27 protein-coding genes and 1 pseudogene are annotated in these 25,777 nt (G+C 71.5%); 10 read left to right on the top strand and 18 right to left on the bottom strand.

The window, feature by feature from the left end:
- The first annotated feature begins 9 nt into the window (after nt 1-9).
- Both ACLHRZ_RS09790 and ACLHRZ_RS09785 read left to right on the top strand, forming a co-directional pair.
- Nucleotides 10-402, top strand: a complete 393-nt coding sequence (locus ACLHRZ_RS09790; RefSeq protein ID WP_490417910.1) for a peptidase M23 — start codon at nt 10-12, stop codon at nt 400-402.
- 9 nt (nt 403-411) lie between these two features.
- On the top strand, nt 412-765 hold the full coding sequence (locus tag ACLHRZ_RS09785) for a peptidoglycan-binding domain-containing protein (RefSeq protein WP_490417909.1): 354 nt from the start codon (nt 412-414) through the stop codon (nt 763-765).
- Between the two features lie 66 nt (nt 766-831).
- On the opposite strand, the gene ACLHRZ_RS09780 is transcribed toward ACLHRZ_RS09785, so the two are convergent.
- Nucleotides 832-1,200: a GntR family transcriptional regulator gene (locus ACLHRZ_RS09780; RefSeq protein ID WP_490417908.1), complete on the bottom strand. Its 369-nt coding sequence runs from the start codon at nt 1,198-1,200 to the stop codon at nt 832-834.
- 1 nt (nt 1,201) lies between these two features.
- Nucleotides 1,202-2,209: a DUF1648 domain-containing protein gene (locus tag ACLHRZ_RS09775; RefSeq protein ID WP_490417907.1), complete on the bottom strand. Its 1,008-nt coding sequence runs from the start codon at nt 2,207-2,209 to the stop codon at nt 1,202-1,204.
- Nucleotides 2,210-2,305: 96 nt separating this feature from the next.
- On the opposite strand from ACLHRZ_RS09775, the gene ACLHRZ_RS09770 reads away from it, so the two are divergent.
- On the top strand, nt 2,306-3,835 hold the full coding sequence (locus ACLHRZ_RS09770; RefSeq protein ID WP_490417906.1) for a helix-turn-helix domain-containing protein: 1,530 nt from the start codon (nt 2,306-2,308) through the stop codon (nt 3,833-3,835).
- Between the two features lie 136 nt (nt 3,836-3,971).
- Here the strand turns inward: ACLHRZ_RS09770 and ACLHRZ_RS09765 are convergent, their stop codons facing one another.
- Nucleotides 3,972-4,448, bottom strand: a complete 477-nt coding sequence (locus ACLHRZ_RS09765) for a hypothetical protein (protein WP_490417905.1) — start codon at nt 4,446-4,448, stop codon at nt 3,972-3,974.
- A 118-nt stretch (nt 4,449-4,566) separates the two neighbouring features.
- Here ACLHRZ_RS09765 and ACLHRZ_RS09760 point away from each other — a divergent pair, with 118 nt between their 5' ends.
- The 4 genes from ACLHRZ_RS09760 to ACLHRZ_RS09745 all read left to right on the top strand — a co-directional run bounded on the left by ACLHRZ_RS09760 (nt 4,567) and on the right by ACLHRZ_RS09745 (nt 8,073).
- Nucleotides 4,567-5,925 (top strand): NsdA family TPR-like regulatory protein, encoded by a 1,359-nt coding sequence (locus tag ACLHRZ_RS09760; protein ID WP_490417904.1) that lies wholly within the window; start codon nt 4,567-4,569, stop codon nt 5,923-5,925.
- On the top strand, nt 5,922-6,461 hold the full coding sequence (locus tag ACLHRZ_RS09755; RefSeq protein ID WP_490417903.1) for a flavoprotein: 540 nt from the start codon (nt 5,922-5,924) through the stop codon (nt 6,459-6,461). The genes ACLHRZ_RS09760 and ACLHRZ_RS09755 overlap by 4 nt, the downstream gene beginning before the upstream one ends.
- Before the next feature lie 275 nt (nt 6,462-6,736).
- Nucleotides 6,737-7,444 (top strand): hypothetical protein, encoded by a 708-nt coding sequence (locus tag ACLHRZ_RS09750; RefSeq protein ID WP_490417902.1) that lies wholly within the window; start codon nt 6,737-6,739, stop codon nt 7,442-7,444.
- Between the two features lie 32 nt (nt 7,445-7,476).
- Entirely contained in the window at nt 7,477-8,073 is a 597-nt protein-coding gene (locus ACLHRZ_RS09745) for a hypothetical protein (RefSeq protein ID WP_490417901.1), read from the top strand.
- Between the two features lie 116 nt (nt 8,074-8,189).
- On the opposite strand, the gene ACLHRZ_RS09740 is transcribed toward ACLHRZ_RS09745, so the two are convergent.
- Both ACLHRZ_RS09740 and ACLHRZ_RS09735 read right to left on the bottom strand, forming a co-directional pair.
- On the bottom strand, nt 8,190-8,588 hold the full coding sequence (locus ACLHRZ_RS09740) for a RidA family protein (RefSeq protein ID WP_490417900.1): 399 nt from the start codon (nt 8,586-8,588) through the stop codon (nt 8,190-8,192).
- Between the two features lie 13 nt (nt 8,589-8,601).
- Nucleotides 8,602-9,735, bottom strand: coding sequence for an acyl-CoA dehydrogenase family protein (locus tag ACLHRZ_RS09735; RefSeq protein ID WP_490417899.1), 1,134 nt, complete (start codon nt 9,733-9,735; stop codon nt 8,602-8,604).
- Between the two features lie 148 nt (nt 9,736-9,883).
- On the opposite strand from ACLHRZ_RS09735, the gene ACLHRZ_RS09730 reads away from it, so the two are divergent.
- Together ACLHRZ_RS09730 and ACLHRZ_RS09725 are read left to right on the top strand one after the other, a co-directional pair.
- On the top strand, nt 9,884-11,515 hold the full coding sequence (locus ACLHRZ_RS09730) for an AMP-binding protein (protein WP_490417898.1): 1,632 nt from the start codon (nt 9,884-9,886) through the stop codon (nt 11,513-11,515).
- A complete protein-coding gene (locus tag ACLHRZ_RS09725; protein WP_490417897.1) occupies nt 11,508-12,341 on the top strand; it encodes a PaaX family transcriptional regulator in 834 nt (277 codons plus the stop codon). The genes ACLHRZ_RS09730 and ACLHRZ_RS09725 overlap by 8 nt, the downstream gene beginning before the upstream one ends.
- A gap of 19 nt (nt 12,342-12,360) precedes the next feature.
- Here ACLHRZ_RS09725 and ACLHRZ_RS09720 read toward each other — a convergent pair whose 3' ends face one another.
- The 7 genes and pseudogenes from ACLHRZ_RS09720 to ACLHRZ_RS09690 all read right to left on the bottom strand — a co-directional run bounded on the left by ACLHRZ_RS09720 (nt 12,361) and on the right by ACLHRZ_RS09690 (nt 21,518).
- The gene (locus tag ACLHRZ_RS09720) at nt 12,361-14,619 is read right to left on the bottom strand and encodes a bifunctional salicylyl-CoA 5-hydroxylase/oxidoreductase (protein ID WP_490417896.1); all 2,259 of its coding nucleotides are present in this window, start codon (nt 14,617-14,619) and stop codon (nt 12,361-12,363) included.
- The gene (locus ACLHRZ_RS09715) at nt 14,616-15,449 is read right to left on the bottom strand and encodes an enoyl-CoA hydratase family protein (protein WP_490417895.1); all 834 of its coding nucleotides are present in this window, start codon (nt 15,447-15,449) and stop codon (nt 14,616-14,618) included. The genes ACLHRZ_RS09720 and ACLHRZ_RS09715 overlap by 4 nt, the downstream gene beginning before the upstream one ends.
- 155 nt (nt 15,450-15,604) lie before the next feature.
- Nucleotides 15,605-16,606, bottom strand: coding sequence for an ornithine carbamoyltransferase (gene argF / locus ACLHRZ_RS09710; protein ID WP_490417894.1), 1,002 nt, complete (start codon nt 16,604-16,606; stop codon nt 15,605-15,607).
- 87 nt (nt 16,607-16,693) lie between these two features.
- Nucleotides 16,694-17,917 carry an arginine deiminase gene (locus ACLHRZ_RS09705; protein ID WP_490417893.1) on the bottom strand — a complete coding sequence of 408 codons (1,224 nt, stop codon included), beginning with the start codon at nt 17,915-17,917 and terminating at the stop codon, nt 16,694-16,696.
- 205 nt (nt 17,918-18,122) lie between these two features.
- A pseudogene (locus tag ACLHRZ_RS09700) lies at nt 18,123-19,457 on the bottom strand (AAA family ATPase); the annotation flags it as partial.
- A 129-nt stretch (nt 19,458-19,586) separates the two neighbouring features.
- A complete protein-coding gene (gene mmuM, locus ACLHRZ_RS09695; protein WP_490417892.1) occupies nt 19,587-20,537 on the bottom strand; it encodes a homocysteine S-methyltransferase in 951 nt (316 codons plus the stop codon).
- A 57-nt stretch (nt 20,538-20,594) separates the two neighbouring features.
- Nucleotides 20,595-21,518: an LLM class F420-dependent oxidoreductase gene (locus ACLHRZ_RS09690; RefSeq protein ID WP_490417891.1), complete on the bottom strand. Its 924-nt coding sequence runs from the start codon at nt 21,516-21,518 to the stop codon at nt 20,595-20,597.
- 262 nt (nt 21,519-21,780) lie between these two features.
- On the opposite strand from ACLHRZ_RS09690, the gene ACLHRZ_RS09685 reads away from it, so the two are divergent.
- A complete protein-coding gene (locus ACLHRZ_RS09685; RefSeq protein ID WP_490418057.1) occupies nt 21,781-22,008 on the top strand; it encodes a hypothetical protein in 228 nt (75 codons plus the stop codon).
- Nucleotides 22,009-22,031: 23 nt separating this feature from the next.
- On the opposite strand, the gene ACLHRZ_RS09680 is transcribed toward ACLHRZ_RS09685, so the two are convergent.
- The 6 genes from ACLHRZ_RS09680 to ACLHRZ_RS09655 form a co-directional block, all read right to left on the bottom strand.
- On the bottom strand, nt 22,032-22,490 hold the full coding sequence (locus ACLHRZ_RS09680; protein ID WP_490417890.1) for a DUF6099 family protein: 459 nt from the start codon (nt 22,488-22,490) through the stop codon (nt 22,032-22,034).
- A gap of 119 nt (nt 22,491-22,609) precedes the next feature.
- The gene (locus ACLHRZ_RS09675) at nt 22,610-22,969 is read right to left on the bottom strand and encodes a nucleotide pyrophosphohydrolase (protein ID WP_490417889.1); all 360 of its coding nucleotides are present in this window, start codon (nt 22,967-22,969) and stop codon (nt 22,610-22,612) included.
- A complete protein-coding gene (locus ACLHRZ_RS09670; protein WP_490417888.1) occupies nt 22,966-23,112 on the bottom strand; it encodes a hypothetical protein in 147 nt (48 codons plus the stop codon). Before ACLHRZ_RS09670 ends, ACLHRZ_RS09675 begins: the two co-directional genes overlap by 4 nt.
- Nucleotides 23,109-24,284, bottom strand: a complete 1,176-nt coding sequence (locus ACLHRZ_RS09665) for an AAA family ATPase (RefSeq protein WP_490417887.1) — start codon at nt 24,282-24,284, stop codon at nt 23,109-23,111. The genes ACLHRZ_RS09670 and ACLHRZ_RS09665 overlap by 4 nt, the downstream gene beginning before the upstream one ends.
- 24 nt (nt 24,285-24,308) lie before the next feature.
- Nucleotides 24,309-24,716, bottom strand: a complete 408-nt coding sequence (locus ACLHRZ_RS09660; protein ID WP_490417886.1) for a cell division protein SepF — start codon at nt 24,714-24,716, stop codon at nt 24,309-24,311.
- Nucleotides 24,717-25,000: 284 nt separating this feature from the next.
- The gene (locus ACLHRZ_RS09655; protein ID WP_490417885.1) at nt 25,001-25,756 is read right to left on the bottom strand and encodes a PE-PPE domain-containing protein; all 756 of its coding nucleotides are present in this window, start codon (nt 25,754-25,756) and stop codon (nt 25,001-25,003) included.
- Between the last annotated feature and the right edge of the window lie 21 nt (nt 25,757-25,777).

Here is a 25,777-nt window from a genome sequence, read left to right as displayed (position 1 = left end):
GGGAGAACCATGCAACGGCCATGGCTCCGGCAACGGCACTTACGTCTCCTCGTCCCCTCCCTCACCGCCACCGTGCTCGCCGCGGGTGCGCTCGCAGCGGCTCCCGCGGCCGAGGCGCGGCCCGCGAACGCCGATGCGTACAAGATGGTGTACGTCTACGCCACCAACGTGCACCTGCGCGAGGCCCCGCGAACCAGCGCCACCGTCGTGGACACCGTGTCGCACATCTATCTGCGGGACTACTGCCAGACCGACCGCAACACCACACCGGTGGCCGACCCCAACGGCGGCACGAACCCCTGGTGGAGCAGAGTCACGCTCGCCTCCGGCAGCGATTTCGCCTACGTCAGCAACGTGTTCCTCAGAGGCGGCCGCAAGATATCCGGCGTTGCGGACTGCTAGGGGGCACCCATGGTACGGAGCAACAGACCTGTCATCAGGCTCGCGTTGGTCACCGCAGCGGCCTGCGCCGCCCTCGGCACGGCGGCCGGCGCGGCGACCGCGCATGACGCCGCGGCTGCCGGACCCTCCTACGCCTGCGCCTTCTACCAGGGCAGTGCGCTCACCCAGTACGGCGACACCGGCGACCGGGTCAGCCAGGTCCAGTGCCTGCTGACGCAGTGGCGCTACCTCGCCATGAAGGACATCGACGGCATCTTCGGCCACAAGACCGACAATGCCGTGCGCGCCTTCCAGCGCGCCCACCACCTGCAGGTCGACGGCAAGGTCGGCACGCACACCTGGGCGGCGCTGCGCGGGCACTAGCCGGCGCACGGCCCGTCACGCGGGGCGCGCCGCACTCCGCACGCCCCGCGTGACCACACGCCATGCCTACGTCCGCGACAGCCCCGTCCGCACCAGATCGATCACCTCGTCGTCCGTCAGCCCCAACGCCCGTGCATCGGCCACCAGATGCCCCACCCCCTCGACGAGCCGGGCACGCCCTCGTGACGCCTCGTCTCCGGCGTCCGTCACCACCGCCCCGCGGCCGCGCCGGAGTTCGATGAGGCCCTCCGTGCGCAGCCGTTGGTAACCGCGCAGCACAGTATGGATGTTGACGCCCAGGGAATCCGCCAGCGTGCGGGCGGCGGGGAGGCGGCCGCCCGGGCGGACGGAGCCGTCGGCGATGGCGCCTCTTATCGCTGCGGCGATCTGGTCGCCGAGCGGAACGGAGGATCCGTGGTCCAGCCGGATCAGCATGTCAGCCCCTGCGGTCCGCGGGGGCCGCATGGCCACGACCGCGCTCCACGAGCCCGTTGAGGAGTGCGGCGGCCGTGGCCGCGTCGTCCGTCGTCACCACGAACTCGCGGCCGTGCACCGGCCGGACCACCAGCGCCTCGCCGGAGCGCAGGACGACTCCGCTGCGCCCTCTGGTGGCACGGTAGCCCCAACCGCCCATGTCACGAAGAGCGTCGATGTCCCGGGCGGTCGCCCCGACGATGCGCTCCAGGGGGATGCGCAGCCGCGGCCAGGGCAGCCAGAGCGGTGCGACGGTCAGGCCGTGCCGGTCGACGGTGGTCCGTATACCCGAGAAGAGGGCGAACAGCAGGCCGCTGATGAGCAGGACGGCGCCGATTCCGAAGCCACCGAGGGGGATGATCGTCGCGCCCGCCACGAGCTGCGTCAGCCCGGCGATGCCGAGGCCGCTGGACCTCTGGGAATGCCTCCAGAACGCGGTCTCACCCGGACGGAGCAGGAGACCGCGGGGATTTTTCGAGCCCTCCAGACCCTCCAGGCCCTCCTGGCTCTCCGGCTCGGACCGGTTCCAGCCGCGCGTCACGAGCAGCCCGATCCCCGCGGTGACAGCAGCCGTGCCCAGCGCCGCCGGGACCTCCCAGAGGGACAGCCTGACCTGCTGGGCCGTCTCGGCCCCGGCGTTGTCCAGGACGATGCAGACGAGGACGTAGCAGAGCGGACCGACGGCTGCGTAGGCAATCAGCACCAACGGCCGTACGGCGTCTATCACGTAGGCGAGCACGACGAACAGGACGCCCGGGCTGAGGAGCATCCCCAGGCCCACGGGCAGCAGGGCCCCCTGGGACATGTAGCCGTCGGCGTGGCCCGCGTCGCCGAAGTGGGTGGCTATGGGATCGGGCAGGCGCGGTCTGCTGACCAGGAAGACCGTCAGGAAGACGGCGCAGGAGAGCAGATAGGGAACCCCGACGAGTAACGGCCGGAGCCGGTTGCCGCTCGCCGGCCTTGCAGTCACGTTCATGACACCTCCAAGTTATTCGCATAGTAATAGAAAAACTCGGGAAGGCTGCAAGGGGCGAAGAAATCTCATATCTGAGATACCGTCTGTCCCATGACAGACGCCTACCTCGCCCGTATCGGCAAGCTCATCCGTGACGCACGTCAGCACCGGGGCTGGACCCAGACGCAGCTCGCCGACGCACTGGGAACCAGCCAGAGCGCGGTCAACCGCATTGAGCGGGGAAATCAGAATATCAGTCTTGATATGATCGCCCGTATCGGTGAGGCCCTCGACAGCGAGATCGTGTCCCTCGGCTACGCGGGACCGATGCATCTGCGCGTCGTCGGCGGCCGGCGTCTCTCGGGCGCCATCGACGTCAAGACCAGCAAGAACGCCTGCGTTGCGCTGCTGTGCGCCACCCTGCTCAACGCCGGCCGCACCACGCTCCGCCGCGTCGCACGGATCGAGGAGGTCTACCGGATCCTCGAGGTGCTGAGCAGCATCGGCGTCCGGCACCGCTGGATCAACGACGGCAACGACCTCGAGATCGTGCCGCCGGCCGAGCTCGACCTGGCCTCGATGGACACCGAGGCGGCCCGCCGCACCCGCAGCGTCATCATGTTCCTCGGTCCGCTGCTGCACCGCATGGACCACTTCAAGATCCCGTACGCCGGCGGCTGCGACCTGGGCACCCGTACGGTCCAGCCCCACATGACGGCGCTGCGCCACTTCGGCCTGGAGATCACGGCCACCGACGGCACGTACCACGCCCAGGTCGACCGCTCGGTCTCGCCGACCCGCGCGATCGTGCTGACCGAGCGCGGCGACACCGTCACCGAGAACGCGCTGCTGGCCGCCGCCCGGCACGCCGGCGTGACCGTCGTCCGCAACGCCAGCTCCAACTACATGGTCCAGGACCTCTGTTTCTTCCTGGAGGAGCTGGGCGTACGGGTCGAGGGCGTCGGCACCACCACGCTCACCGTCCACGGCGTGGCCCGCATCGACCGCGACGTGGACTACGCGCCCTCCGAGGACCCGGTCGAGGCGATGAGCCTGCTCGCCGCCGCCGTGATCACGGAGTCGGAGCTGACGATCCGCCGGGTGCCGATCGAGTTCATGGAGATCGAGCTCGCCGTCCTGGAGGAGATGGGCCTCGACCACGAGCGCAGCCCGGAGTACGCGGCGGACAACGGCCGCACCCGGCTCGTCGACCTGACCGTGCGCCCCTCCAAGCTCAGCGCACCGCTGGACAAGGTGCACCCGATGCCGTTCCCCGGCCTCAACATCGACAACGTGCCGTTCTTCGCGGCCATCGCCGCCTTCGCCCAGGGCCAGACCCTCATCCACGACTGGGTCTACGACAACCGCGCCATCTACCTCACCGACCTCAACCGCCTCGGCGCCCACGTCAAACTCCTCGACCCCCACCGCGTCCTGGTCGAAGGCCCGACGCGCTGGCGCTCCGCGGAGATGATGTGCCCGCCGGCCCTGCGGCCCGCCGTGGTGGTGCTGCTGGCGATGATGGCGGCGGAGGGGACGTCGGTGCTGCGCAACGTCTATGTGATCAACCGGGGTTACGAGGACCTGGCCGAGCGGCTCAACTCGATCGGGGCGCAGATCGAGATCTTCCGGGACATCTAGGCCTACGCGGCGCGGGGCTTCTGCCCCGCGCCGCCGCACGTTGCGTCCCGTCGATCAGGGGCCGTGCAGGACAGCCCGGCGGCCAGGAGGACGCGGATCCGTACGGGGATCCGCGCGGGTGCTGCGGCAACGCGGCTCAGCTGCCGGGGTTGTGAGCGTCTTCTGATTGTGCGGCCGGTCGGGCCAGTTGGCGGGTGGCCGCTTCGATGGCCGTGCGCAGGTCGTCGGCGGAGGTGAGGATGTTCCACCGGTCTCCGGCCTGATCGGGGAGGACCCAGACCCGGTCGCCGAAGTACTTTCCCGGAGGCGGGACGAACAGCTCAGCGCCCTTGGGATACACGGCCACATCCACGATGTCCCCGAACCGACTGCGGGTGGCCAGTGGGGTCAGCCACCACATGACGCGCTCCGCGCCACCCATCAGATACGGACCGATGTGACGGCCATCGGCCTTGAGGTGAGTGACGACGGCCGTGGCCAAGGTGAAGTCGGTACGCACCAGCTCCCACATCCGTCCGACCAGCAGTGGCGCAGTCCTGCCCGCCGCCCAGAGCCGAACGGTGCCTTGCGGATCGTGCGACGCCATGGAAAGCCAGTCGGCGATTCTTCTCATGGCTCTAGGACATCGTCCTTCTCCAACGCAGACCAGGCCACATCCGAGGCCCTCCGAGAGGACACTTTCCCGGACATTTCCCGGGTGTGACAGCAGGAGTCTCACTACGTTGAGCTTCATGGCACTTGCGGAGACATCCAGGCCAGACGTGCCGGGGAACCCGTTGCTCGTACGAGCACGCATCGCGCAGGGACTGCACACCCAGGAGGAGTTCGTCGAAGCATTCGACCGCAAGGCATCCGAGCTGGGCCTGAAGCTGACGATCTCGGTCCGCCAAGTGCGCCGCTGGGAGTCGGGGCGACCAGGCTGGCCCCACCCACCAGCGAGGGCTGTTCTGCAAGCTCTCCTCCAACGGCCCATGGCAGAGCTCGGATTCATCAGGCCAGTTCGCACGGAGACCAGCACAGCCGACCAGGACGCGTCGCACGATGGACCTGTGAAGAGGCGCGAATTCGTGACGTACTCACTCGCTGCTGTGAGCGCGGCGAGTGTGCCCACCTCTGCCGAACTGTTCCTCGCTCAACCAGCAGCCGACCCGCTGGACCGCTTGCGCGATGCACTCACCGGCACCACAGCATGCGCAACTGATCCCCGCGCTCCCGAAGCGCTGGCAAGGGCAACTGCTTCGGCGAAGAGGCAAGTACAACAATGCCGATACTCCGAGCTCTTCAGGAGCCTTCCCCACCTGCTGACCGAAGTCCAGGCGCGACTTGACCCCGTTGCAGAACGGCACTTGATCGATCGTGTTGCCGTCGACGCCTATCACGTAGCGGCGTCGCTGCTCTTGAAGAACGACGATGCACCCTCGGCGTGGATTGCAGCCGAACGCTCCATGGCTGCGGCGTACCGGACGGGTGATCCGCAGATCATCGCCTCTGCAGCTCGCATCCTCACACACGCGATCACTGCCGTCGGCCACCGACGGCAAGGGGTCGCCGTCGCCATCCGACGCGCCGAAGAGGTGTCCCGTGCCGTGTCCCGCTCCAGCCCCGACACGGTCGCGGTCTTCGGAGCCCTGCTGCTCCGCGGGGCGTGGGCTGCATCCACTGCAAACGACCGGGACATGGCCGAGGCGCTCCTGAACGACGCAGAGCGTGCTGCCGAGCTACTGGAGGACTCCAACCGGAAGTGGACAGCCTTCGGGCCGAACAACGTCTTGCTGCACCGAGTTTCCATTGCACTGACACTGGGCGACGCGGGGAGGGCCCTGAGTGAGGCCCGTAAGGTGAACGTCAAGACGCTCGCTGTCGCGGAAAGGCGGGCGGTCTTCTGGACGGACGTATCCCGGGCGCTCCACGCTTGCGGGAGAACGGAAAAGGCCACCGCCGCCCTGCTCGCAGCTGAGCAGGAGGCTCCCGAAGAGGTACGGTCTCGTCCGATGGTCCGCGAGCTGATCGGAGAACTGCTCTTGCGTGATCGGAGCGGACACGTGCCTGTCCTGCGTTCGCTGGCTTCACGGGCACAGGTGACGGTATGAGCCGCGCCCGCGTGCTGTACCTCATCATCTGCGCCGCAGGTCCGGCCGGTGATGCCACACGGCTGGTGCGCGCCGCCAAGGACAAGGGCTGGGACGTGTGCGTCATCGCCACCCCTGCCGCAGCCGACGGCGGATTCATCGACCGGCCCACGCTGGAGGCTCTCACGGAACGCCCCGTGCGCAGTACCTGGCGCCGCTCCGGCGAAGAGAAGCGTAATCCTCCTGCCGACGCCGTCATCGTGGCCCCGATGACGATGAACACCGCCAACAAGTGGGCTGCCGGCATCGCAGACACCTACGCTCTCGGGCTGCTCACCGAAGCCGTCGGGCTCGGACTGCCGGTGGTGGCCCTGCCCTTCTGGTCGACAGCACTCGACGTGCACCCGGCGACGCGTCACGCTGTGAAGGTGTTGCGCAGCACCGGGATTCGTGTGCTCTACGGCGAAGGGGAGTGGATGCCGCATCCCCCAGGCACGGGAAGCGAGCGGCTGAGTTCTTACCCCTGGCAGCTCGCCCTGGAGGCGATCACTACCTGACCCGTGTCCGAAACCTTTCGGTCACATTGCAGCCCCCAGCCCGCTGAAAACGGAACCTGCACCCGGCCCAAGAGCTCCTGCGTATGAGCTGTACAGCTCACAACACCCTTATTGCAAATGGTGATTGCCACCCACGCCAACCGAGGCTGGCCGATTCGCCCCCGCCGGGGTCGACGCGTCGTGCGTGGTCTCCCTAGCTTACTGGTGGCCGGATCACGTCATGAGGGGTCCGGCCATGGAAGTTCACGGCAGTCACCTCAAGGGGGACCATGCGTATGGTGAATGCACGTCGGTATGCGGTCGCCACGGCGGCGTTCGGCCTCGCGGCCGGGCTGTTCGCGGCGGCGCCGGCGTCCGCAGTGGCAGCGGCGCCCTCCGCCCAGGGCCCGTCCGGGGACGTGGAGTTCTCCGTCTTCGACAACGGATCCGGAATTCCCAGAGACTCCTCGTTCCGGCTGGCCGACCTCGGCCGGCACGGGGTTCCGGAAGCCGCGGTGAAGCAGCTCGGCGCGGGAAAGGCGCCCCGCGCGGCCGGGGCCGATGCGGAGAGTCACACGATGAGCGGCCCCGACAGCATCGTGGGGCAGTGGAAGGACCGCGACGGCTGGACCGTCTACATGCGGCAGGGCTACTACGACCCCGTCAGGGACAAGGGCTTCGGGCTCACGAAGATCCAGCAGAAGCACAACCTCACCATGAAGGCCGTCGAGGCCACCACGAAGTATCCGCGTCCGGGTGCTGCCGGGAAGCAGAAGTTCGCCGGGTATCCGGACACCTGGAACTACTTCACCGATGTGCTGCACGTGCATTGCAGCGGCTGGTGGATCTTCAAGACCTGCCGCGTCGACAAGGTCCAGGCGGTCCGGGCGGGCGTAGACTTCAGCGCCAAGATCCCGATGCTGCCGAAGGGCGTCATCACCGCCTACTGCGAGGGCGTGCAGGGGCGTTGCCCCGACTGGGTCAAGAACGCCGTCAACATCTGAGCCGCATCCGAGCCGTCTGAAGGGGCTGTTCGATGAGCCGACGTCCTGTCCGGCCGGCCCGTACCCTGCCGGCCGCGGAATGGTGGGCGCCGCTGCTCGTCGATCTGGGTGCCGTGCAGCACGGGAGTGCCGGCCTCGGGCTGTGCGTCCGTGACGTCGACCTCACCACCGGCCGGGCACGGCTGACCGTGCAGTGGCCCGGCACGCCCGGCACCGAGCTCCTTCTGACCGATCCCGAGGCCGGCCGCGACGCGCTCCTGCGGGAGATCGCCGCGGCCGGTCCCGCTCGGCTCCCCGCCGACGAGTTCCCCGAACTCACCGGCCACGCCTGGCTACTCGACGAGCTCGGGCGGCGCAGCGACGCCTGGTACGCGTACCTCGCCGAGCCGATCGAGCTGCTGCGGGTCGTCACCGACGGACACGGCACGACGGACGTCGCCGTACAGCGCACCGATCGCGGGGACGTGGTCGTCGTCCACGTCCCGCTGGCCGGGCTCGGGGCCGACGACGTCGGCCTCGCGTACACGATCGTCGAGCGCGCCGTGACCGTACCGGCGCACGAACTCCGGCCGGCCGGCACCCTGCAGGGCCGACCCGCCTTCGCCGCGCACCTCCCGGGCGAGGGCTAGCGCCCGCAGCAGACGTTCCCGGGGCTCCGCCCCGGCCCAACCAAGGCAGTGCGTCGGCTGCCGGGCCATCAGTGGCTGATCGCGCAGTTCCCCGCGCCCCTTACGGGGCGCCCTCCCTAAGCCACCACCGCCACCCCGTCCAGCTCCACCACCGCCGCCTCGTCCCACAGCCGCGTCACCCCGACGACCGCCATCGCCGGGTAGTCGCGGCCCGCCAAGCGGCCCCAGGCGGCGCCCAGTTCGCGGGCGCACGCGCGGTAGTCCGCGACGTCGGTCGCGTAGACCGTCACGCGCGCCAGGTCGCGCGGCTCTCCGCCCGCCGCCCGCAGCGCCGCCAGCAGGTTCGACAGGGCCTGCTCGAACTGTTCCGGCAGGCCGCCCGGCACCAGCCGCCCCTCCCCGTCCAGTGCCGTCTGGCCTGCCAGGAAGACCAGCCGGCCGCCCACAGCCGTCACCGCGTGCGTGAAGCCGACGGGCGGAGGCAGGCCTTCCGGGTTCAGGCGGTGCAGTGTCATCGGTACAACCCCCTCATCGGTACAGCTCCCTCGCGATGATCGTGCGCTGGACCTCCGTCGCGCCCTCGTAGATGCGCGGGGCCCGTACCTCGCGATAGAGGTGTTCCAGGAGGTGACCATGGCGGAGGGCGCGGGCACCGTGGAGCTGGACGGCGGAGTCGACGACGTACTGGGCGGTCTCGGTGGCGAAGAGCTTCGCCATCGCCGAGCGGCGCGCGATGCCGGGTTCGCCCGCGTCGTGGGCCGCTGCCGCCGCGTACACCAGCAGGGCCGCGGCCTCGGTGCGGGTCGCCATCTCGGCGAGGCGGTGGGAGACGGACTGGAGGTCCTTCAACGGGCCGCCGAAGGTCCGGCGTTGCGCCGTGTGCTCGACCGTCGCGTCCAGCGCGGCGCGCGCCATGCCGACCGCGAACGCGCCGACGCTCGGGCGGAAGAGGTCGAGGGTCCCCATGGCCACCCGGTAGCCCTCCCCCACCGCGCCGATCACGTCGTCCGGACCCACCGGCACCGCATCGAAGGCAAGGGTGCCGATGGGGTGCGGGCTGAGCATCGCGAGCGGTGTGCCGTGCAGGCCCGGGCGGCCGGCGGGTACGAGGAAGGCCGTGATGCCCGAGCGCCGTCCTTCCGCCGTCCGCGCGAAGACCGTGTACACGTCCGCGTCCGGGGCGTTGGAGATCCAGCACTTCTCGCCCGTCAGCCGCCAGCCGCCGCCGGGCGCCGGCTCTGCCCGCAGTTCCAGCGCGGCCGCGTCCGAGCCCGCCCCCGGCTCGCTCAGGGCGAAGGCCGCGACCGCACGGCCGGCCGCCACCTCCGGGAGCCAGCGGGAGCGCTGCGGCCCGGTGCCGTGGCGCGCGACCGGGTACGCGCCCAGGCCCTGCAGGGCGAGGGCCGTCTCGGCCTCCGTGCACTCCCTCGCCAGGGACTCCCGGAGGAGGCAGAGGTCCATGGCCCGGACGGGGCCGCCGTCGGGACGGAACACCCGGCTCAGCAGGCCGAGTTCACCGAGGGCCGCCACCAGGGGCCTGTTCACCCGCCCCGGTTCGCCCTTCTCCGCCAGCGGGCGCAACCGCTCCCTCGCCAGCGCGCGCAGCCGGGCGCACCACGCCTGTTGCTCCGGGTCCAGTGCGAACGGCGTCGGTGTCGTCATCGTTCTCCCTCCCCCTCCGACTCATATCGCGCTCTGTTGACTGTCGTCATCAACTCGATACGCTGACAGCGGATCGGTAGCGACACAAGACCCCCGACGACAGACCCCCCGACGACCTCGCGACCTCGCCCAAGGGGGCGCATCCGCCATGGAGTTCATGCCGTCCGCCCATGTCGACACCTTCACCCGCGACCACCTCCCGCCCCCCGACCGGTGGCCCGGGCTGCGCCCCCTTCCCTGCCCCGCGCGCCTCAACTGCGGTGCGGAGCTGCTGGACGGCACGATCGCGCGGTTCGGAGCGGACCGGCCCGCCGTCCGGGACGGCGCCGGGGGCGTGTGGTCGTACGGGGAACTCAAGGAGAACGTCGACCGGATCGCGCACGCCCTCACCGACGACCTGGGCATCCGGCCCGGCCACCGCGTCCTGCTCCGCGGCCCCACGACGCCCTGGCTTGCGGCCTGTTGGCTGGCGGTGATGAAGGCGGGCGGCGTCGCCGTGACCGTCCTCGCCGCGCAGCGGCCCCGCGAACTCGCCGCGATATGCCGCATCGCGGACGTCCGGCACGCCCTGTGCGACATCCGGTCGACGGACGGCCTGGCGAATGCGCGTATACCACAATTACAGATCACCCCGTACGGGGGCGACACCGCGGACGACCTGCTGTGGCGCGCCGTCCACAAGCCCTCGTCCTACGCACCGGTGGAGACCTCCGCGGACGACGTCGCCCTCATCGCCTTCACCTCGGGAACCACCGGACGGCCCAAGGCCTGCGCCCACTTCCACCGGGACGTGCTCGCCGTCGCAGACACCTTCTCCGCCCACGTGCTGCGCCCGGACCCGGACGACGTCTTCGCGGGCAGCCCGCCCCTGGGCTTCACCTTCGGGCTCGGCGGACTCGTCGTCTTCCCGCTCCGGGCCGGCGCCTCGACCCTGCTGGCCGACTGGGGCGGGCCGGAGCGGCTGCTCGGCGACATCCAACGCCACCGGATATCCGTGCTGTTCACCGCGCCGACCGCCTATCGCAGCATGCTCGCTGCATACGGCCCGCGCTCCCACGACCTCTCGTCGCTGCGCAGATGCGTCTCCGCAGGCGAGCACCTGCCCGCCGCCCTCTGGCACGACTGGCACCGGGCCACCGGGCTGCGCCTCATCAACGGCATAGGCGCCACCGAGATGCTGCACATCTTCATCTCCGCCGCCGACGACGCCGCCCGCCCCGGCGCCACCGGCCTGCCCGTACCGGGCTACGAGGCCTGCGTGCTCGGGCCCGACGGGCGGCCGGTCCCCGACGGACGGCCGGGCCTGCTCGCCGTCCGCGGACCGACCGGATGCCGCTACCTGGCCGACGCGGACGCACGGCAGCGCGACTACGTGCGCAACGGATGGAACATCACCGGCGACACCTACATCCGGGACACGGACGGCTACTTCACCTTCGTCGCCCGCGCCGACGACATGATCGTGTCCGCCGGCCACAACGTCGCCGGCCCCGAGGTCGAGGAGGCGCTGCTGCGCCATCCCGACGTGCGGGAGGCGGCCGTCGTCGGACGGCCGGACGCACACCGGGGCGCGGTCGTGGTGGCATATGTGGTGCTACGGAACGGAGTGCCGCGCGATCCCGAAACCGCCGCGAGGCTACGGGAGTTCACCAAAAAGGAGATCGTTCCCTACAAGTGCCCTCGCGAGATCGTGTTCCTCGATACCCTGCCCCGCACGCCAACCGGCAAACTGCAGCGGTTCCGGCTGCGCTCCGGCCCTTTACAGTTTCCCCGTGACTGACCAGCAACCGCCCCACACTCCACGGTCCCTCATCGTCACCTTCTACGGCGCCTACGGCCGCGGCACCACCGGAACACCGGCCGGACCGGTGCCGATCGCGGCACTGATCCGGCTGCTGGGTTCGGTGGGCGTGGACGCACCCTCGGTGCGGTCCGCCGTCTCCCGCCTCAAGCGGCGCGGGCTGCTCGTCTCCGGCCGCACGGCGTCCGGTGCGGCCGGATACGGGCTGTCGTCCGCCGCCCTGCAGCTCCTGGAGGACGGCGACCGGCGCATCTACGGCCGCCCGTCCGGCCGTTCGGGCCAGGGCTGGCTGCTGGCGGTCTTCTCCGTCCCCGAAGAGGAGCGCCACAAGCGGCACTTGCTGCGCTCCCGGCTCGCCCGGCTCGGCTTCGGCACGGCCGCGCCCGGGGTGTGGATCGCGCCGGCCCACGTGCACGACGAGACGCGGCACACGCTGGAACGGCTGGGCCTGTCGGGGTACGTGGACCTGTTCCGCGGCAGCCACCTCGGTTTCGAGCCAACGGTGGAGTCGGTGGCGCGGTGGTGGGACCTGGAGGCGCTCGCCAAGCAGCACCGGGCGTTCCTGGAGACGCACGAACCGGTGCTGCGGCGCTGGTCCCGGCGGAGGCCGGTGCCGGCGGAGGCGGCGTACCGGGACTACCTGCTGGCACTGGACTCGTGGCGCCGCCTGCCGTACGCCGACCCCGGCCTGCCGGCGGGACTGCTGCCGCCGGACTGGCCCGGGGGGCGGGCGTCACGCGTCTTCGCGGCGCTGCACGGGCGGTTGCGGGATGCGGGGGAGGAATTCGTGACGCCGGTGCTGTGACGGTGGCCGGGACCGGGCCTCACCCCCGCCGCCCCGTCGGCGGCCTGCGGCTCCCCGCCCGGTACGGCAACGGCCACGCCACCCCCGGCCCCGCGTAGTCCTGTTCCGCCGCCGCGTGGAGGGTCCAGTGCGGGTCGTACAGATGCGGGCGCGCCAGTGCGCACAGGTCTGCGCGGCCCGCCAGGATCAGGGAGTTGACGTCGTCCCACGACGAGATCGCCCCCACCGCGATCACCGGTACCGCGGCCTCGTGCCGGATCCGGTCGGCGAACGGCGTCTGGTAGGAGCGCCCGAACGCCGGGCGTTCCTCGGGGAGCACCTGCCCCGTGGAGACGTCGACGGCGTCGGCGCCCCGCGCCGCGAACGCCCGGGCGATGACGACCGCGTCGTCGCCCGTCGTGCCGCCCTCCGCCCAGTCCGTCGCGGAGATCCGTACCGTCATGGGCCGTTCGGCGGGCCACACGGCCCGCACCGCGTCGAAGACCTCCAGGGGGTAGCGGAGCCGGGCGTCGAGGCTGCCGCCGTACGCGTCCGTGCGGTGGTTGGTGAGGGGGGACAGGAAGCCGGACAGCAGGTAGCCGTGGGCGCAGTGGAGTTCCAGCAGGTCGAAGCCGGCCCGCGCGGCCGCCCGGGTCGCGGCCGTGAACTGTGCGCGGATCGCGGCCATTTCGGGCGCGGTCAGCGCGTGCGGGGTCTGGTTGACGCCCGCGCGGTACGGGATCGCCGAGGCCGCCACGACGGGCCAGTTGCCGTCGGGCAGCGGCTGGTCGATGCCCTCCCACATCAGCCGGGTCGAGCCCTTGCGGCCCGAGTGGCCGAGCTGGACGCCGATGGCGGTGCCGGGGGCCCGGTCGTGGACGAAGGCCGTGATGCGGCTCCACGCCTCCTCGTGCGCAGGCGCGTACAGCCCCGCGCACCCCGGCGTGATCCTGCCCTCCGCGCTGACGCACACCATCTCGGTCATCACCAGCCCGGCGCCGCCGAGTGCACGGGCGCCGAGGTGGACGAGGTGGAAGTCGCCGGGGGTGCCGTCGACGGCGGAGTACATGTCCATCGGGGAGACGACCACGCGGTTGCGCAGGGTCAGTCCGCGCAGCCGGAACGGGGTGAACATCGGCGGTGTCCCGGCCGGGACACCGGCCTCGCGCTCGACCGAGGCGACGAAGGCGGGGTCGCGCAGGCGCAGGTTGTCGTGGGTGACCCGGCGGCTCCGGGTGAGCAGGTCGAAGGCGAACCGCCGCGGCGGGCCCCCGATGTGGACGGGGAGGTCCTCGAACCACTCCAGGCTCGCGCGGGCGGCGCGCTGCGTGGACTCGACCACCGGGCGCCGCTCGGCCTCGTACGCGGCCAGGGCCGCGGCGACGTCCGGCTGCCGGTCGAGCCGGTCGGCCAGGGCCACGGCGTCCTCGACGGCGAGCTTGGTGCCGGAGCCGATGGAGAAGTGGGCGGTGTGAGCGGCGTCGCCGAGCAGGACCGTGTTGCCGTGCCACCAGCGGTCGTTGACGACGGTGCGGAAGGCCGTCCAGGCGGAGCGGTTGGAGCGCAGCGGCCGGCCGTCGAGGAGGTCCGCGAAACAGGCGCCGCACCGTTTCAGGCTCTCGGCCTCGTCGCACCGGTCGAGACCCGCCCGCCGCCACACCTCCTCGCGCATCTCGACGACGACCGTGCTGGCCCCGGCGTCGTACGGGTACGCGTGCAGCTGGACGACGCCGTGCTCGGTCTCGGCGATTTCGAAACGGAAGGCGTCCAGCGGGCGTTCGGCGGAGAGCCAGATGTAGCGGCAGCGGTGGGTGGTCAGCGTGGGACGGAAGTGGTCGCGGTGGGCGTCGCGCGTCCGGCTGTGGACGCCGTCGGCGGCGACGACGAGGTCGTGCGAGCGCCCCAGTTCGGCGGCGGGCGGCGCTTCCGTGCGGAAGCGGAGGCCGACGCCGAGGGTGCGGCAGCGCTCGTGGAGGATCTCCAGGAGCCGGTGCCGGCCGAGGGCGGCGAAGCCGTGGCCGCCGGAGCGCAGCACCGTGCCCCGGCGGACGACGTCGATGTCGTCCCAGCGCACGAACTCGCGCTGCAGCGCGGCGAAGACGGCCGGGTCGGCGCTCTCCATGCCGTCGAGCGTCTCGTCGGAGAAGACGACGCCGAAGCCGAAGGTGTCGTCGGGGGCGTTGCGTTCCCAGAGGGTGATCTCGCGTTCGGGTGCGCGCTGTTTGAGCAGGGCGGCGGCGTAGAGGCCGCCGGGTCCGCCACCGATGACGGCGACGCGCTGCGCGGCCGGTGCGCTCATCGGCCCTGCCACTTGGGCGGCCGCTTCTCGGTGAAGGCGGCGTGGAATTCGGCGTAGTCGGCGCCGTTCATGAGCAGCGCCTGGGTGGCGGCGTCGAGTTCGACGGCTGCGGAGAGCGGCATGTCGAGTTCGGCGGTGAGCAGGGCCTTGGTCTGGGCGTGGGCGAGGGCGGGCCCGTCGGCGAGGCGCCGGGCGAGGGTGCGGGCGGCGGCGGGGGCACCGCCCTCGTCCGTCAACTTGCTGATCAGGCCGATGCGTTCGGCCTCGGCGGCCTGCACCGGTTCGCCGAGCATCAGCAGCCGCGTGGCGTGGCCGAGGCCGACGACGCGGGGCAGCAGGTAGGCGGCGCCCATGTCGCCGCCGGAGAGGCCCACTTTGGTGAAGAGGAAGACGAAGCGTGCGGTCGGGTCGGCGACGCGGAAGTCGGCGGCGAGCGCGAGGACGGCGCCCGCGCCGGCGGCCACCCCGTGCACGGCGGCGATCACGGGGAACGGGCAGCTGCGCAGGGCCTGGACGACCTGTCCGGTCATCCGGTTGAAGTCCAGGAGCTGCCGGGTGTCCATGGCGAGGGTGGCGCCGATGATCTCGTCGACGTCGCCGCCGGAACAGAAGCCCGCTCCCTCGCCGCCGAGGACGAGGGCGCGCACGCTTCCGTCGCGGGCCAGTTCGGGCAGCAGGTCGCGCAGGTCGGCGTAGGCGCCGAAGGTGAGGGCGTTGAGCCGGCCGGGCCGGGCGAGGGTGACGGTCGCGACCCCGGCGTCGAGGCCGAGGCGCAGGTGCCGCCATGCCTCGGCGCCGGTACGGGATGCGGAGCCGGTGAACGGACTCATGGGGCGTCCTCCTTCGGGCGAAGGGAGGTGCGTGCCCGCGAAGTTATCACTGATGCGTGACTGTCGTCACGGGTGCGCGATAGAAATCGGGCCCCGTCAGGGGCGCGGGGAACTGCGCGACAAGCCGGAGACGACCCGCACGTCGGGCGAAACGGTCAGTCCCCCAACGTCGCCACCATGAGCGCCTTGATCGTGTGCATCCGGTTCTCGGCCTCGTCCCAGACGACCGAGTGGACGGACTCGAAGACCTCGTCCGTCACCTCCAGCGAGGTCAGCCCGTGCCGTTCGTGGATCTCGCGGGCCACGGAGGTGCCCAGGTCGTGGAAGGCCGGCAGGCAGTGCAGGAACTTCACGGCCTGGTTGCCCGTCGCGTGCAGGACGTCCATGGTCACGGCGTACGGCGCGAGCAGGGCGATCCGGGCGTCCCACACCTCCTTGGGCTCGCCCATCGACACCCACACGTCGGTGGCGATGAAGTCGGCGCCGCGCACGCCCTCCCCGACCTCCTTGGTGAGCGTGATCCGCGCGCCGCTGGTCTCGGCGATCCGCCGCGCCTGGGCCACCACCTCGGCGGACGGCCACAGTTCCTCGGGCGCCACGATGCGGACGTCCATGCCGAGCAGGGCGCCGGTGACGAGGTAGGAGTTGCCCATGTTGTACCGGGCGTCGCCGAGGTAGGCGTAGGCGACGCGCTCCAGCGGCTTGCTGGTGTGCTCGGTCATGGTGAGCACGTCGGCCAGCATCTGGGTGGGGTGCCACTCGTCGGTGAGGCCGTTGAAGACGGGGACGCCCGCGTGGGCGGCCAGCTCCTCGACCGTCTCCTGGCCGTGACCGCGGTACTCGATGGCGTCGAACATCCGGCCGAGCACCCGTGCGGTGTCCCTGACGGACTCCTTGTGGCCGATCTGCGAGCCCGCGGGATCGAGGTAGGTGGTGCAGGCACCCTGGTCGGCGGCGGCGACCTCGAAGGCGCAGCGGGTGCGGGTGGAGGTCTTCTCGAAGATCAGCGCGATGTTCCGGCCCTGGAGCCGGCGCTCCTCGCTGCCCGCCCGCTTGGCGGCCTTGAGCTCCGCGGCCAGCTCGATCAGGCCGTGGAACTCCTTGGCGGTGAGGTCCGTTTCCTTGAGGAGGTGACGGCCCTTGAGGTCTGTCGCCATGGGGTGGCTCCTAGGTCAGGCAACTGCACGGGATGTGGAAGCTCATACAAGTTTTCGCATTATTATGCACGCTCTCCCCTCCCTCTCCTACACCGCGTCCCGCTCGACCGGGCAGCTCATGCACCTCGGCCCTCCCCTGCCCCGGCCCAGCTCGCTGCCCGGGATGGTGATGACCTCGATGCCGTGCTTGCGCAGGTAGGTGTTGGTGGTGGCGTTGCGCTCGTAGGCGACCACCACCCCCGGCTCCAGGGCCAGCACGTTGCAGCCGTCGTCCCACTGCTCGCGCTCCGCCGCGTGCACGTCCTGCCGGGCGGTCAGGACGCGGATCGAGTCCAGCCCCAGGGCGGCGGCGATGGCGCGGTGCATGTGCTCCGGCGGATGGTCGGTGACCTTCAGCTCCCGCTCCCCGGCGCCGGGCTCGATGGTGTACGAGCGGAGCATGCCGAGGCCCGCGTACTGCGTGAACGTGTCGCCGTCCACCATGGTCATCACGGTGTCCAGGTGCATGAACGCCCGCCGTTTGGGCATGTCCAGCGCCACGATCGTCTTCGCCGAACCCGCGGCGAACAGCCCGCGGGCCAGCATCTCCACCGCCTGCGGGGTCGTCCGCTCGCTCATGCCGATCAGCACGGCGCCGCGGCCGATGACGAGCACGTCGCCGCCCTCGATCGTGGACGGGTAGGCCGCCTGACCCTCGGACCAGACATGGAAGTCGCCCGCGGCGAAGAGCGGGTGGTGCCGGTAGACCGCCTCGTAGTGCACGGTCTCGTGCCAACGGGCGGGCCAGCGCATCGCGTTGATGCACACGCCGTCGTATATCCAGGCCGAGGTGTCGCGGGTGAAGAGGTGGTTGGGCAGCGGGTTCAGGAGGAAGTCGTCCAGTTCCATGGCGTGGAAGCGGATGGAGACGGGCTCGGCGTGCCGCTCCAGGAACTCCCGCTTGGTCATGCCGCCGATGAGCCAGGGCGTCAGCTCGGCCTCGGACATCCCGTCGAAGGCGGCCCGCAGGTGCCCGGTGGCCAGGGGGCCGAACTCCTTCTCGTCGAAGACTCTGTCCAGCACCAGTGAGCGGGCCCGGGGCGTCTGCAGGCTCTCCTGGAGCAGGTCCTGGAAGAGGTGCACCTCGACACCGCGCTCGCGCAGCACGTCGGCGAAGCCGTCGTGCTCGGCGCGGGCACGGCGCACCCACAGCACGTCGTCGAAGAGGAGGGCGTCCTTGTTCGACGGGGTGAGGCGCTTGAGCTCCAGGTCCGGGCGGTGCAGGATGACGCGGCGCAGCCGCCCGGCCTCGGAATCGACGTGAAATCCCATGCCTCCATCCTCACCCCGGAGCGGGGCGAATACTCGGCATGGACGGCACGGAGTGCCACGGTGCCCCGCAGGGGGCGCGGGGAAGCCACTCCCCCAGGGGGTGCCCCCAGCGGCTCCGCCGCGTGGGGGCGACAAGCCACGACGCACCCGCAGACGACATCCCGTGCCGCCCCGGGGCTTCGCCTGGGCCTCTGACGCCCTAGGGCAACGGGCGCGCCGGCGCGTACCAGACCTGCTCGGCGGGGACGTCCACCAGCTCGCGCTCGGGCCAGCGCAGCGCGGTCAGGCGGCCGCCGAAGACGGCTCCCGTGTCGAGGCAGAGGGTGTTGTTGAGCCACGTCGCCGTGCGCATCGGGGTGTGGCCGTGGACGACGGCGGCGCGGCCGCGGTAGTCCTCGGCCCAGGGGTGGCGCACGGGCAGGCCGTACGCGTCCGTCTCGCCCGTGGTCTTGCCGTACAGGGCGTGCGCGCGGACCCGGCCCGACATGCGGCCGTGGTACTTCTCGGGCAGCCCGGCGTGGCAGACGACGAGCCGGCCGCCGTCGAGGAGGTAGTGGCTGACCAGCGCGTCGACGAACTCCCGCACCCGCCCGGGGAATTCCGGATCCCGCCGGCTCTCCTCCTCCAGCTGCGCGAGGGTCTCGGCGAGGCCGTTCGTCGCCGCGTTCCCCCGGCCGTCGAGGCGGCGGCCGAGCCTGTTCTCGTGGTTACCGGCGACGCACAGGGCGTGACCGGCGGCGACCATGCCCATCACCAGGCGCAGCACACCGGGGCTGTCCGGGCCGCGGTCGACGAGGTCGCCGACGAACACGGCGGTGCGCCCTGCCGGGTGCACGGCGCCGGCGGGGCGGCCCGCCGCGTCGTGGGTGAGGACGTAGCCGAGCGCGGTGAGCAGGCTCTCCAGCTCGGAGCGGCAGCCGTGCACGTCGCCGATGATGTCGAACGGGCCGGTGAGGTGCCGCAGATCGTGCGGGTTGCGCTCACGGACGACCTCCGCCGCCTCGATCTCCTCGGCACCGCGCAGGATGTGCACACGCTGACGGAAGCCCTCGTCCTCCAACCGGCCCAGGGAACGCTGCAGTTCGCTCCGGTGCCGCTGAAGGGCCTGGCGCGGCGGGGCGACCCGGCCGGGACGGGCGGCATTGCGCTCGGCGCAGACGTGCTCGGGGACGTCGAGGACGACGGCGACGGACGGCACGTCGTGTTCACGGGCCAGCCGCAGGAGCTCCTTGCGGCTCTCCGGCCGGACGTTGGTCGCATCGACGACGGTGAGACGGCCGCGGGCCAGCCGCTTGTCGACGATGCAGTGCAGCACCTCGAAGGCGGCGGCGCTCGCACTCTGGTCGTCCGCATCGTCGCCGACCAGGGCACGGCAGGCGTCGGAGGAGACGATCTCGGTGGGCCCGAAGTGCCGTGCGGCGAAAGTGGACTTGCCGGATCCGGTGGCTCCGACGAGCACCACCAGGCACAGCTCGGGAACCGACAGGACGCGGGGAGCGACACGGGGAGTGCGGACGCCTTCCGCCTCGTTCGTGCTCATGCCGCCTCGCCTTCCTCTCCGGCCTCGCCGCCATCGCGCACCGGATGTGACGGCGACGCCCCGGCGGGGCACGGCGGGCCGCGCCGACGCTGCACAGAACGGCGAAGATCACCTCACGCCCTGCCCACCCTACGACACGGCCTGTGCACCGCCCGCGGCCGGTCCGCCGCCGATCACGCCGGCCAGCGCCGCGATCCGTTCCGGCCCCACGCGGCAGCAGCCGCCCACGAGGCGCGCCCCGGCGGCCACCCACTCCCGGGCGAGCCCGGGCTCGAACGTGGGACGCCCCTGCCAGCCCCGCGCCGCCGCATCCCACCCTTCCCCGCTGTTCGGATACACCACGACCGGCTTGCCCGCGACCCGCGCCGCCGTCTCCACGGCGGGGCCCACGTCGTGCGGATCGCAGCAGTTGACCCCGACGGCGATCACCTGCTCGTTCCCCGCGGCGAGGGCGAACGCCTCCGCCAGCGGCTGCCCGGCCCGGGTGCGCTCCCCGGCGGCGCTGAACGACAGCCACACCGGCACGCCGCACCCCTGCACCGCCCGCAGCAGGGCCTCGGCCTCGACGGCATCCGGCACCGTCTCCAGCGCGAGCACATCCGGCCGGGCCGCGGCCAGCGCCGCGACCCGCGGCCGGTGGAACCGCTCCAGCTCGGCCACCCCCAGCCCGTACCGCCCGCGGTACTCGCTGCCGTCCGCGAGCATCGCCCCGTACGGCCCGACGGACGCGGCGACCCACACCTCGCCCTCCGCCCGCGAGGTCGACCGGGACGCCGCCCGCCGGGCCAGGGCGACACTGCTCCGCAGCAGCGCCGCGGCCTCCTCCCGCCCCGTGCCCCGGCGGGCGAACCCCTCGAACGTGGCCTGGTAGCCGGCCGTGATGAGCACCCGCGCGCCCGCCCGCACATACGCCGCGTGCGCCTGCTCGATCTGCTGCGGATCGTCGGCCAGCAGCCGGGCCGACCACAACGCGTCGGACAGGTCACAACCCTGCGCCGCCAGCTGGTTGGACAGCCCGCCGTCCAGGACGAGCGGACCGCGCGCCAGTGCGTCGGCTAGCAGTACGGAGGGCGCGGGCACCGGGTGCTCCTCTCCTCGGCTTCTCTTCGACTTCTCTTCGCCCTCGGGGCCGGTGGATCAGCCCAGTTGGGACATGACCTGGGAGGAGATCAGCTCCAAGTGGTCCAGGTCGTCCAGGTCGAGGAGCTGGAGGTAGACCCGGGACGAGCCGACCTCCGCATAGCGCCCGATCTTCTCGACCACCTCGGCCGGGGAGCCCGCCAGGCCGTTCGCCTTGAGCTCGTCCACCTCGCGGCCGATGGCGGCGGCCCGCCGGGCCACTTCGGCGTCGTCCTTGCCGACGCAGACCACCAGGGCGTTGGAGTACACCAGCTCACCGGCCTTGCGCCCGGCGGCCTCGGCCGCCGCCCGGACCCGGCCGAACTGCCGCTCGGTGTCCTCGACGGACGCGAAGGGGATGTTGAACTCGTCGACGTACTTCGCGGCCAGCCGCGGCGTGCGCGAGGCACCGTGACCACCGATCAGCACCGGCACCTTGCCCTGCGCAGGCTTGGGCAGCGCCGGGGAGTCGGTGAGCCGGTAGTGCCGGCCGTCGAAGCTGAAGGTGCTGCCCACCTCCGTCTCCCACAGGCCCGTGATGATGGCCAGCTGCTCCTCCAGGCGGCCGAACTTCTCCTTCGGGAAAGGGATGCCGTACGCCGTGTGTTCCTGCTCGAACCAGCCCGCCCCCAGGCCCAGCTCGACCCGGCCGCCCGACATCTGGTCGACCTGGGCCACCTGGATCGCGAGGACCCCGGGCAGCCGGAACGTCCCCGCGGTCATCAGTGTGCCCAGCCGGATGCGGCGGGTCTCCCTGGCGAGCCCGGCCAGGGTGATCCAGGCGTCGGTCGGCCCGGGCAGGCCGTCCGCGGAACCCATGGCGAGGTAGTGGTCGGAGCGGAAGAAGGCGTCGAAGCCCAGATCCTCGGTGGCCTTGGCGACGGTGAGCAGGGTGTCGTAGCTCGCCCCTTGCTGGGGCTCGGTGAAAATGCGCAGGTCCATACCTCCATCCTGCCTGCTCGAACGCGCGTCAACCGACCAGTACCCGACCCGCCCCGCCCACCTCGGTCGGGTGAATTTCCGTCACCCCCGCAGACCGTCGGACCGCCCGCCAGTATCCGGCGCGCCCGGTGATCGTTGGCTCGGGCGGAGCCGGACCGCCCGGCCCCCGCGCCGGTGTCCCCTGCCGGAGGCGACGACCGCAACACCGCCCGCCCGCACCGGGAGGGCCGGGGCCGAGGAGGCCACCATGACCCAGGGAGCCGTGCCCGACGAGGCCGTGCCGAGCGAGGCCGCTTCCCCGCAGCAGGAGGCACCGAAGGGCCTGCTGCAGCAGATGGAGGAGTTGATGGCAGCGCTGAACGCCAACCTGTCGCAGCTCGACGCCGACCTTCAGTCCTCGGCCCAGCGCTTCCCGCCCGCGGCGGAGCCTGCGCACGACGCGGGCGGCTCCGGCCCGGACGGCGCGGCCGGGGACCGCACCGAGGGCTGACCGGCCGCCCGGCGGTGCGGGCCTCATGCGGCACCCCCGTGCTCCCGCAGGGCGAGCCGTCTCAGCAGGGCGCCCACGCGGTCGCTGGTCTCGTCCGCGGCATCGATGGCCTCGATGCACTGCCAGTACACAGCATCCTCCTCGCAGGCGCAGGCGACGCCCACGAGGGCTATGCCCACCTCACCGAGGAGATCGCCCAGTTCCCTCAACGCCTGCCAGGGGTCGCGCACTTCGGAGAGCTGCGACGCCCGTAACACTCCGGCGCGCAGCGCGATCTGCCGCAGCGCGCCGGAGGCCCTGCCGCCGGCCTCGCTGAGGCCGCCGGCCGCGGCCCGGGCCTCGAAGGGCCCGTGGACCGTCAGGTGGCTGCCGATCGCCTCCGCCAGCGCCTGCGTCTGCCATGCCTCGACCACGATCTCGCGCACCGTCCTGGCCTGCGCCAGGGCGGCTTGTGTGCACCTGATCAGCCGCACCGCATCCATGCCCCGTCCCCCACATTTTCCGACTGCGCACTCTCACTACCCAGAGTGATGACTAACTGCCGGAAAAGCCAGGGGAATTCAGAAATCTGTGGATACCAAATCGGGTGTGGATAACTCAATCACTCCGGAGAGTGACGATCGCCTTGATCGCCCCCCGCACCGGACCCCCGGCCGCCCACCGGAAACCGCCGCTCGTTGCGGTCGATCTTCGCGGAGAGCGCGGCCAGCGCGTCGATCCCCAGCACCTCGCAGAACTGCAGCAGGTAGGCCAGCACGTCCGCGACCTCGTCCTCGACCCGCGCCGCCGAGCCCGGATCCGCCATCACCCGGGCCGACTGTTCCGGCGTCAGCCACTGGAAGATCTCGACCAGTTCGGAAGCCTCCACGCTCAGCGCCGCGGCGAGGTTCTTGGGCGTGTGGAACGGCTGCCAGTCGCGCGCCGCGGCGAACGCGGCCAGGCGCTGCTGCAGCGCCTTCACGTCCGGGGCGGCACCGCCGTCGGCACCGTACTCACCACGTCCCTCGCTTCCATCGCGCCCCTCACACCCAACGCGTCCCTCATGCCCAACGCGTCCATCACGCCCATCAAGTCCGTCACGTCCAGCAGATCCCGGTTCTTCACGGTCTTCCATCACACCCCAGATCTACCATCGACACCCCCTCCACCTCCTCCGCCACCGCACCCGCCTCCCCACGCACCGTCCCCACCAACCGGATGTGCCCCCGACGGCACATCCGCCCCGCCAGTTCCAGCAACTCGCGCGCCTGGCGCGGGTCCAGGCACCGGTCCAGCCCGTCCGCCAGCACCGTCAGCACCTGACGGGCCGGCAGCACATCGGCCACCGGCTCCACGGCCAGCACCCCGGGGCCGGTCAGCAGGACCAGGCACAGCGCCAGGTACCGCAACTCCCCGTCGCCCAGCCGGTCCAGCGGCGTGGCCGCCCCCACGCTGCGGGCCAGGACGGCGCGCACGAATCCGCCCTCCAGACCCTGCACCGACAGTCCCTCGACCTGGCCCCGGCACCCCGCCTCCGCCGCCGACACCAGTGCGGCGTGCCGGATGACGCACTCGCTGCGGGTGCGCCCCAGGACCGCGGCAACGTTGTCGCAGGCACTGCGCAGCCGCCCGTCGCGCGCGGCGACGGGTGCGCGCATCAGCTCCGGGCGCGGGTCGCAGGCAAAGACCGAGCGCAGTGCGATCAGGGCCTGCTCGGCCGCGTCGAGCACCATGCGCTGCCCCGCGGTCTTGCCGGCGACGCGCAGCGGCAGCAGCGCCGTGCCGAGCCGGTCGTCGGGCAGAGGTGCGCGGGTGACGGGCACGGACCCGGCCGTGTGCCAGGCCGCCTCGACCCGGGGCTGTTCCGGGTCGCGCAGTGCCGTGGACAGCAGCGTCCGTCCCGATCCGGTCAACCGCTCGCCGACCACGCGCAGTTCGGGCTCGGCCTGCACCGCCACGTCCAGCTTCACCGGCCCCACGGGCCCCTCGACCGTGCAGCCGATCCGGAACCCGCGCCGCCCCTGGGCGTCGGGCCTGGCGTGCTGCGGCACGCACGCGCCGGCGCCACCGGCCACGGGAACCAGCGCTTCCTCGAGGGTGTCGCCGCCGGCGAGCCGCGCGAGGGCTTCGTAGGCCTGGAGAGCGCTGGACTTGCCGCTGCCGCTCGCGCCCCGGAAGAGGGTCAGCGGGGAGAGCGGGAAGACGGCGTTGCGGTGGGACTTGAAAGCGGAGAGCCGGAGTTCGGTGACGGTGGGCCGCTCGAAGACGGCGGCCGGTCGGGCACGGTGTGTGTCCATGCCCGGACCGTATGCGGCGACCGTTCAGCCAAACCGTTTCAGCTGATCACTCTTCCTACGATCGGGGTACCCGGACCCCACCTCGGTCCCCTCGGGTGCGAGCAGGAAGACGTTGGTGTCGATCCGGTGCATCCCGCAGCCCAGGCCGAAGACCACGCCACTGGCGAAGTCGAGGATCCGCCGGGCGACCTCGGTGTCGGCGCTGGTGAGGTCGAGGACCACCGGCACCGCATCCATCAAATGCTCGGCAACTTCACGTATGTCCGCGAAGAACTGCACGCGCAGAACGACCAGACGCCGCCGGTCCCGCGCCGTCTCCTCCTCGGGCAGGGCCCTGTGGTCGGGCCAGGACGGCCAAGCGTGGTGCCCGCGCAGCGGGACCACTTCGGCCAGCCCCTCCCACTGCTCATCTGTGGCTTCGGACCTGTTCACCGGCTCACCCCTCCGGGGAACGTGCTGACTATGTACATCCCGCGATTCTAGGGACAACCGGCCTCATTCGGCCCAATGACACGCGCCGCGGGCGGGGGCCGCCGAACGTGTGCTGCACCGTCAGCTCATGCGCAGAGCAGCGTCCCACATGCTCCCACCATGCTCCCACGGGACTGCCCGGCATACCGCACAGCGGACCTCGTGCGAACGGTCCGACCGGGGCTGCACCGGTCGGACCGTTCCCCCGTAATCCCCCGAATTACGGAGTTCTGGGAGGGGGTTGATCAGGAGTCGAACCAGACGACTCCCTCACCGCCGTCGTTCCCGATGGTCTGTGTCATGACGTTCCCGTCCTGCCAGTACTTGGGGTGCTGAAACAGGAAGCCGCCGATGGACCGGGCCGAGGTGGCGTCGCACACACCGTCGGTGCGGATGCAGAACCGCTGCACCGGAACGCCGTCGAACTTCTCCGGGCCGACGCCGGGTGACGTGAACCCCAGGGCGCTCCAGCCGTTCGGCACCCGGGCCCCGATGCCGGTGCCGGGCTGCATGGGGTCGGCGTACAGCATCCCGTTCACCTGCGAACGGGGTATGGCGGTGCCACCGGCGGCTATCTTCTGGAGCACCTGGTCGGCTATCTGCGCGCCTTGCGAGTAGCCGACGATCGTGAAGCGGGCGCCGGGGTCGCGATGATACGTGTCCTCCGCGGCGGTCAGCAGATTGCGGTAGCCCTCACGGACGCTCGCGTCGTAGCTGGGCGCGGTCACGTCCGGGACGTTGCGGCCGTTGAGCCAGGGGCCGGCGCTCGCCGGGTAGCACACCGGCACCGGGATGCCGCCGTTGAGGTGCTTGTTGGCGAAGGTGTAGCTGTTCGTGCAGCCGGGCGCGGATGCCGCCGAGCCGGTGCCGCCCACTTCCAGGTAGTAGTGGTGCACCGGATCCGCGTGGGCGGCGGGTGCTGCGACGACGGTGGCGGCCACCAGGGCAGCCGCTGCACCGGCAGCGCTCGTCGCCTTCTTCCATCTGCTGGCCAGAGTCATTGCTTTGCTTCTCCTCCAGTC

The sequence above is a fragment of the Streptomyces sp. AM25 genome, from assembly GCF_058146165.1.
The sequence above is the reverse complement of the archived record's forward strand: the minus strand, read 5'-3'. Positions and strand labels throughout refer to the sequence as shown.

Excerpts from the sequence above, each read along its gene's own strand:
- ACLHRZ_RS09790 (WP_490417910.1), top strand. The coding sequence starts at position 10 with ATGCAACGGCCATGGCTCCGGCAACGGCACTTACGTCTCCTCGTCCCC.
- ACLHRZ_RS09785 (WP_490417909.1), top strand. The coding sequence starts at position 412 with ATGGTACGGAGCAACAGACCTGTCATCAGGCTCGCGTTGGTCACCGCA.
- ACLHRZ_RS09780 (WP_490417908.1), bottom strand. The coding sequence starts at position 1,200 with ATGCTGATCCGGCTGGACCACGGATCCTCCGTTCCGCTCGGCGACCAG.
- ACLHRZ_RS09770 (WP_490417906.1), top strand. The coding sequence starts at position 2,306 with ATGACAGACGCCTACCTCGCCCGTATCGGCAAGCTCATCCGTGACGCA.
- ACLHRZ_RS09765 (WP_490417905.1), bottom strand. The coding sequence starts at position 4,448 with ATGAGAAGAATCGCCGACTGGCTTTCCATGGCGTCGCACGATCCGCAA.
- ACLHRZ_RS09760 (WP_490417904.1), top strand. The coding sequence starts at position 4,567 with ATGGCACTTGCGGAGACATCCAGGCCAGACGTGCCGGGGAACCCGTTG.
- ACLHRZ_RS09755 (WP_490417903.1), top strand. The coding sequence starts at position 5,922 with ATGAGCCGCGCCCGCGTGCTGTACCTCATCATCTGCGCCGCAGGTCCG.
- ACLHRZ_RS09750 (WP_490417902.1), top strand. The coding sequence starts at position 6,737 with ATGGTGAATGCACGTCGGTATGCGGTCGCCACGGCGGCGTTCGGCCTC.
- ACLHRZ_RS09745 (WP_490417901.1), top strand. The coding sequence starts at position 7,477 with ATGAGCCGACGTCCTGTCCGGCCGGCCCGTACCCTGCCGGCCGCGGAA.
- ACLHRZ_RS09740 (WP_490417900.1), bottom strand. The coding sequence starts at position 8,588 with ATGACACTGCACCGCCTGAACCCGGAAGGCCTGCCTCCGCCCGTCGGC.
- ACLHRZ_RS09735 (WP_490417899.1), bottom strand. The coding sequence starts at position 9,735 with ATGACGACACCGACGCCGTTCGCACTGGACCCGGAGCAACAGGCGTGG.
- ACLHRZ_RS09730 (WP_490417898.1), top strand. The coding sequence starts at position 9,884 with ATGGAGTTCATGCCGTCCGCCCATGTCGACACCTTCACCCGCGACCAC.
- ACLHRZ_RS09720 (WP_490417896.1), bottom strand. The coding sequence starts at position 14,619 with ATGAGCGCACCGGCCGCGCAGCGCGTCGCCGTCATCGGTGGCGGACCC.
- ACLHRZ_RS09715 (WP_490417895.1), bottom strand. The coding sequence starts at position 15,449 with ATGAGTCCGTTCACCGGCTCCGCATCCCGTACCGGCGCCGAGGCATGG.
- argF (WP_490417894.1), bottom strand. The coding sequence starts at position 16,606 with ATGGCGACAGACCTCAAGGGCCGTCACCTCCTCAAGGAAACGGACCTC.
- ACLHRZ_RS09705 (WP_490417893.1), bottom strand. The coding sequence starts at position 17,917 with ATGGGATTTCACGTCGATTCCGAGGCCGGGCGGCTGCGCCGCGTCATC.
- ACLHRZ_RS09690 (WP_490417891.1), bottom strand. The coding sequence starts at position 21,518 with ATGGACCTGCGCATTTTCACCGAGCCCCAGCAAGGGGCGAGCTACGAC.
- ACLHRZ_RS09680 (WP_490417890.1), bottom strand. The coding sequence starts at position 22,490 with ATGGATGCGGTGCGGCTGATCAGGTGCACACAAGCCGCCCTGGCGCAG.
- ACLHRZ_RS09665 (WP_490417887.1), bottom strand. The coding sequence starts at position 24,284 with ATGGACACACACCGTGCCCGACCGGCCGCCGTCTTCGAGCGGCCCACC.
- ACLHRZ_RS09655 (WP_490417885.1), bottom strand. The coding sequence starts at position 25,756 with ATGACTCTGGCCAGCAGATGGAAGAAGGCGACGAGCGCTGCCGGTGCA.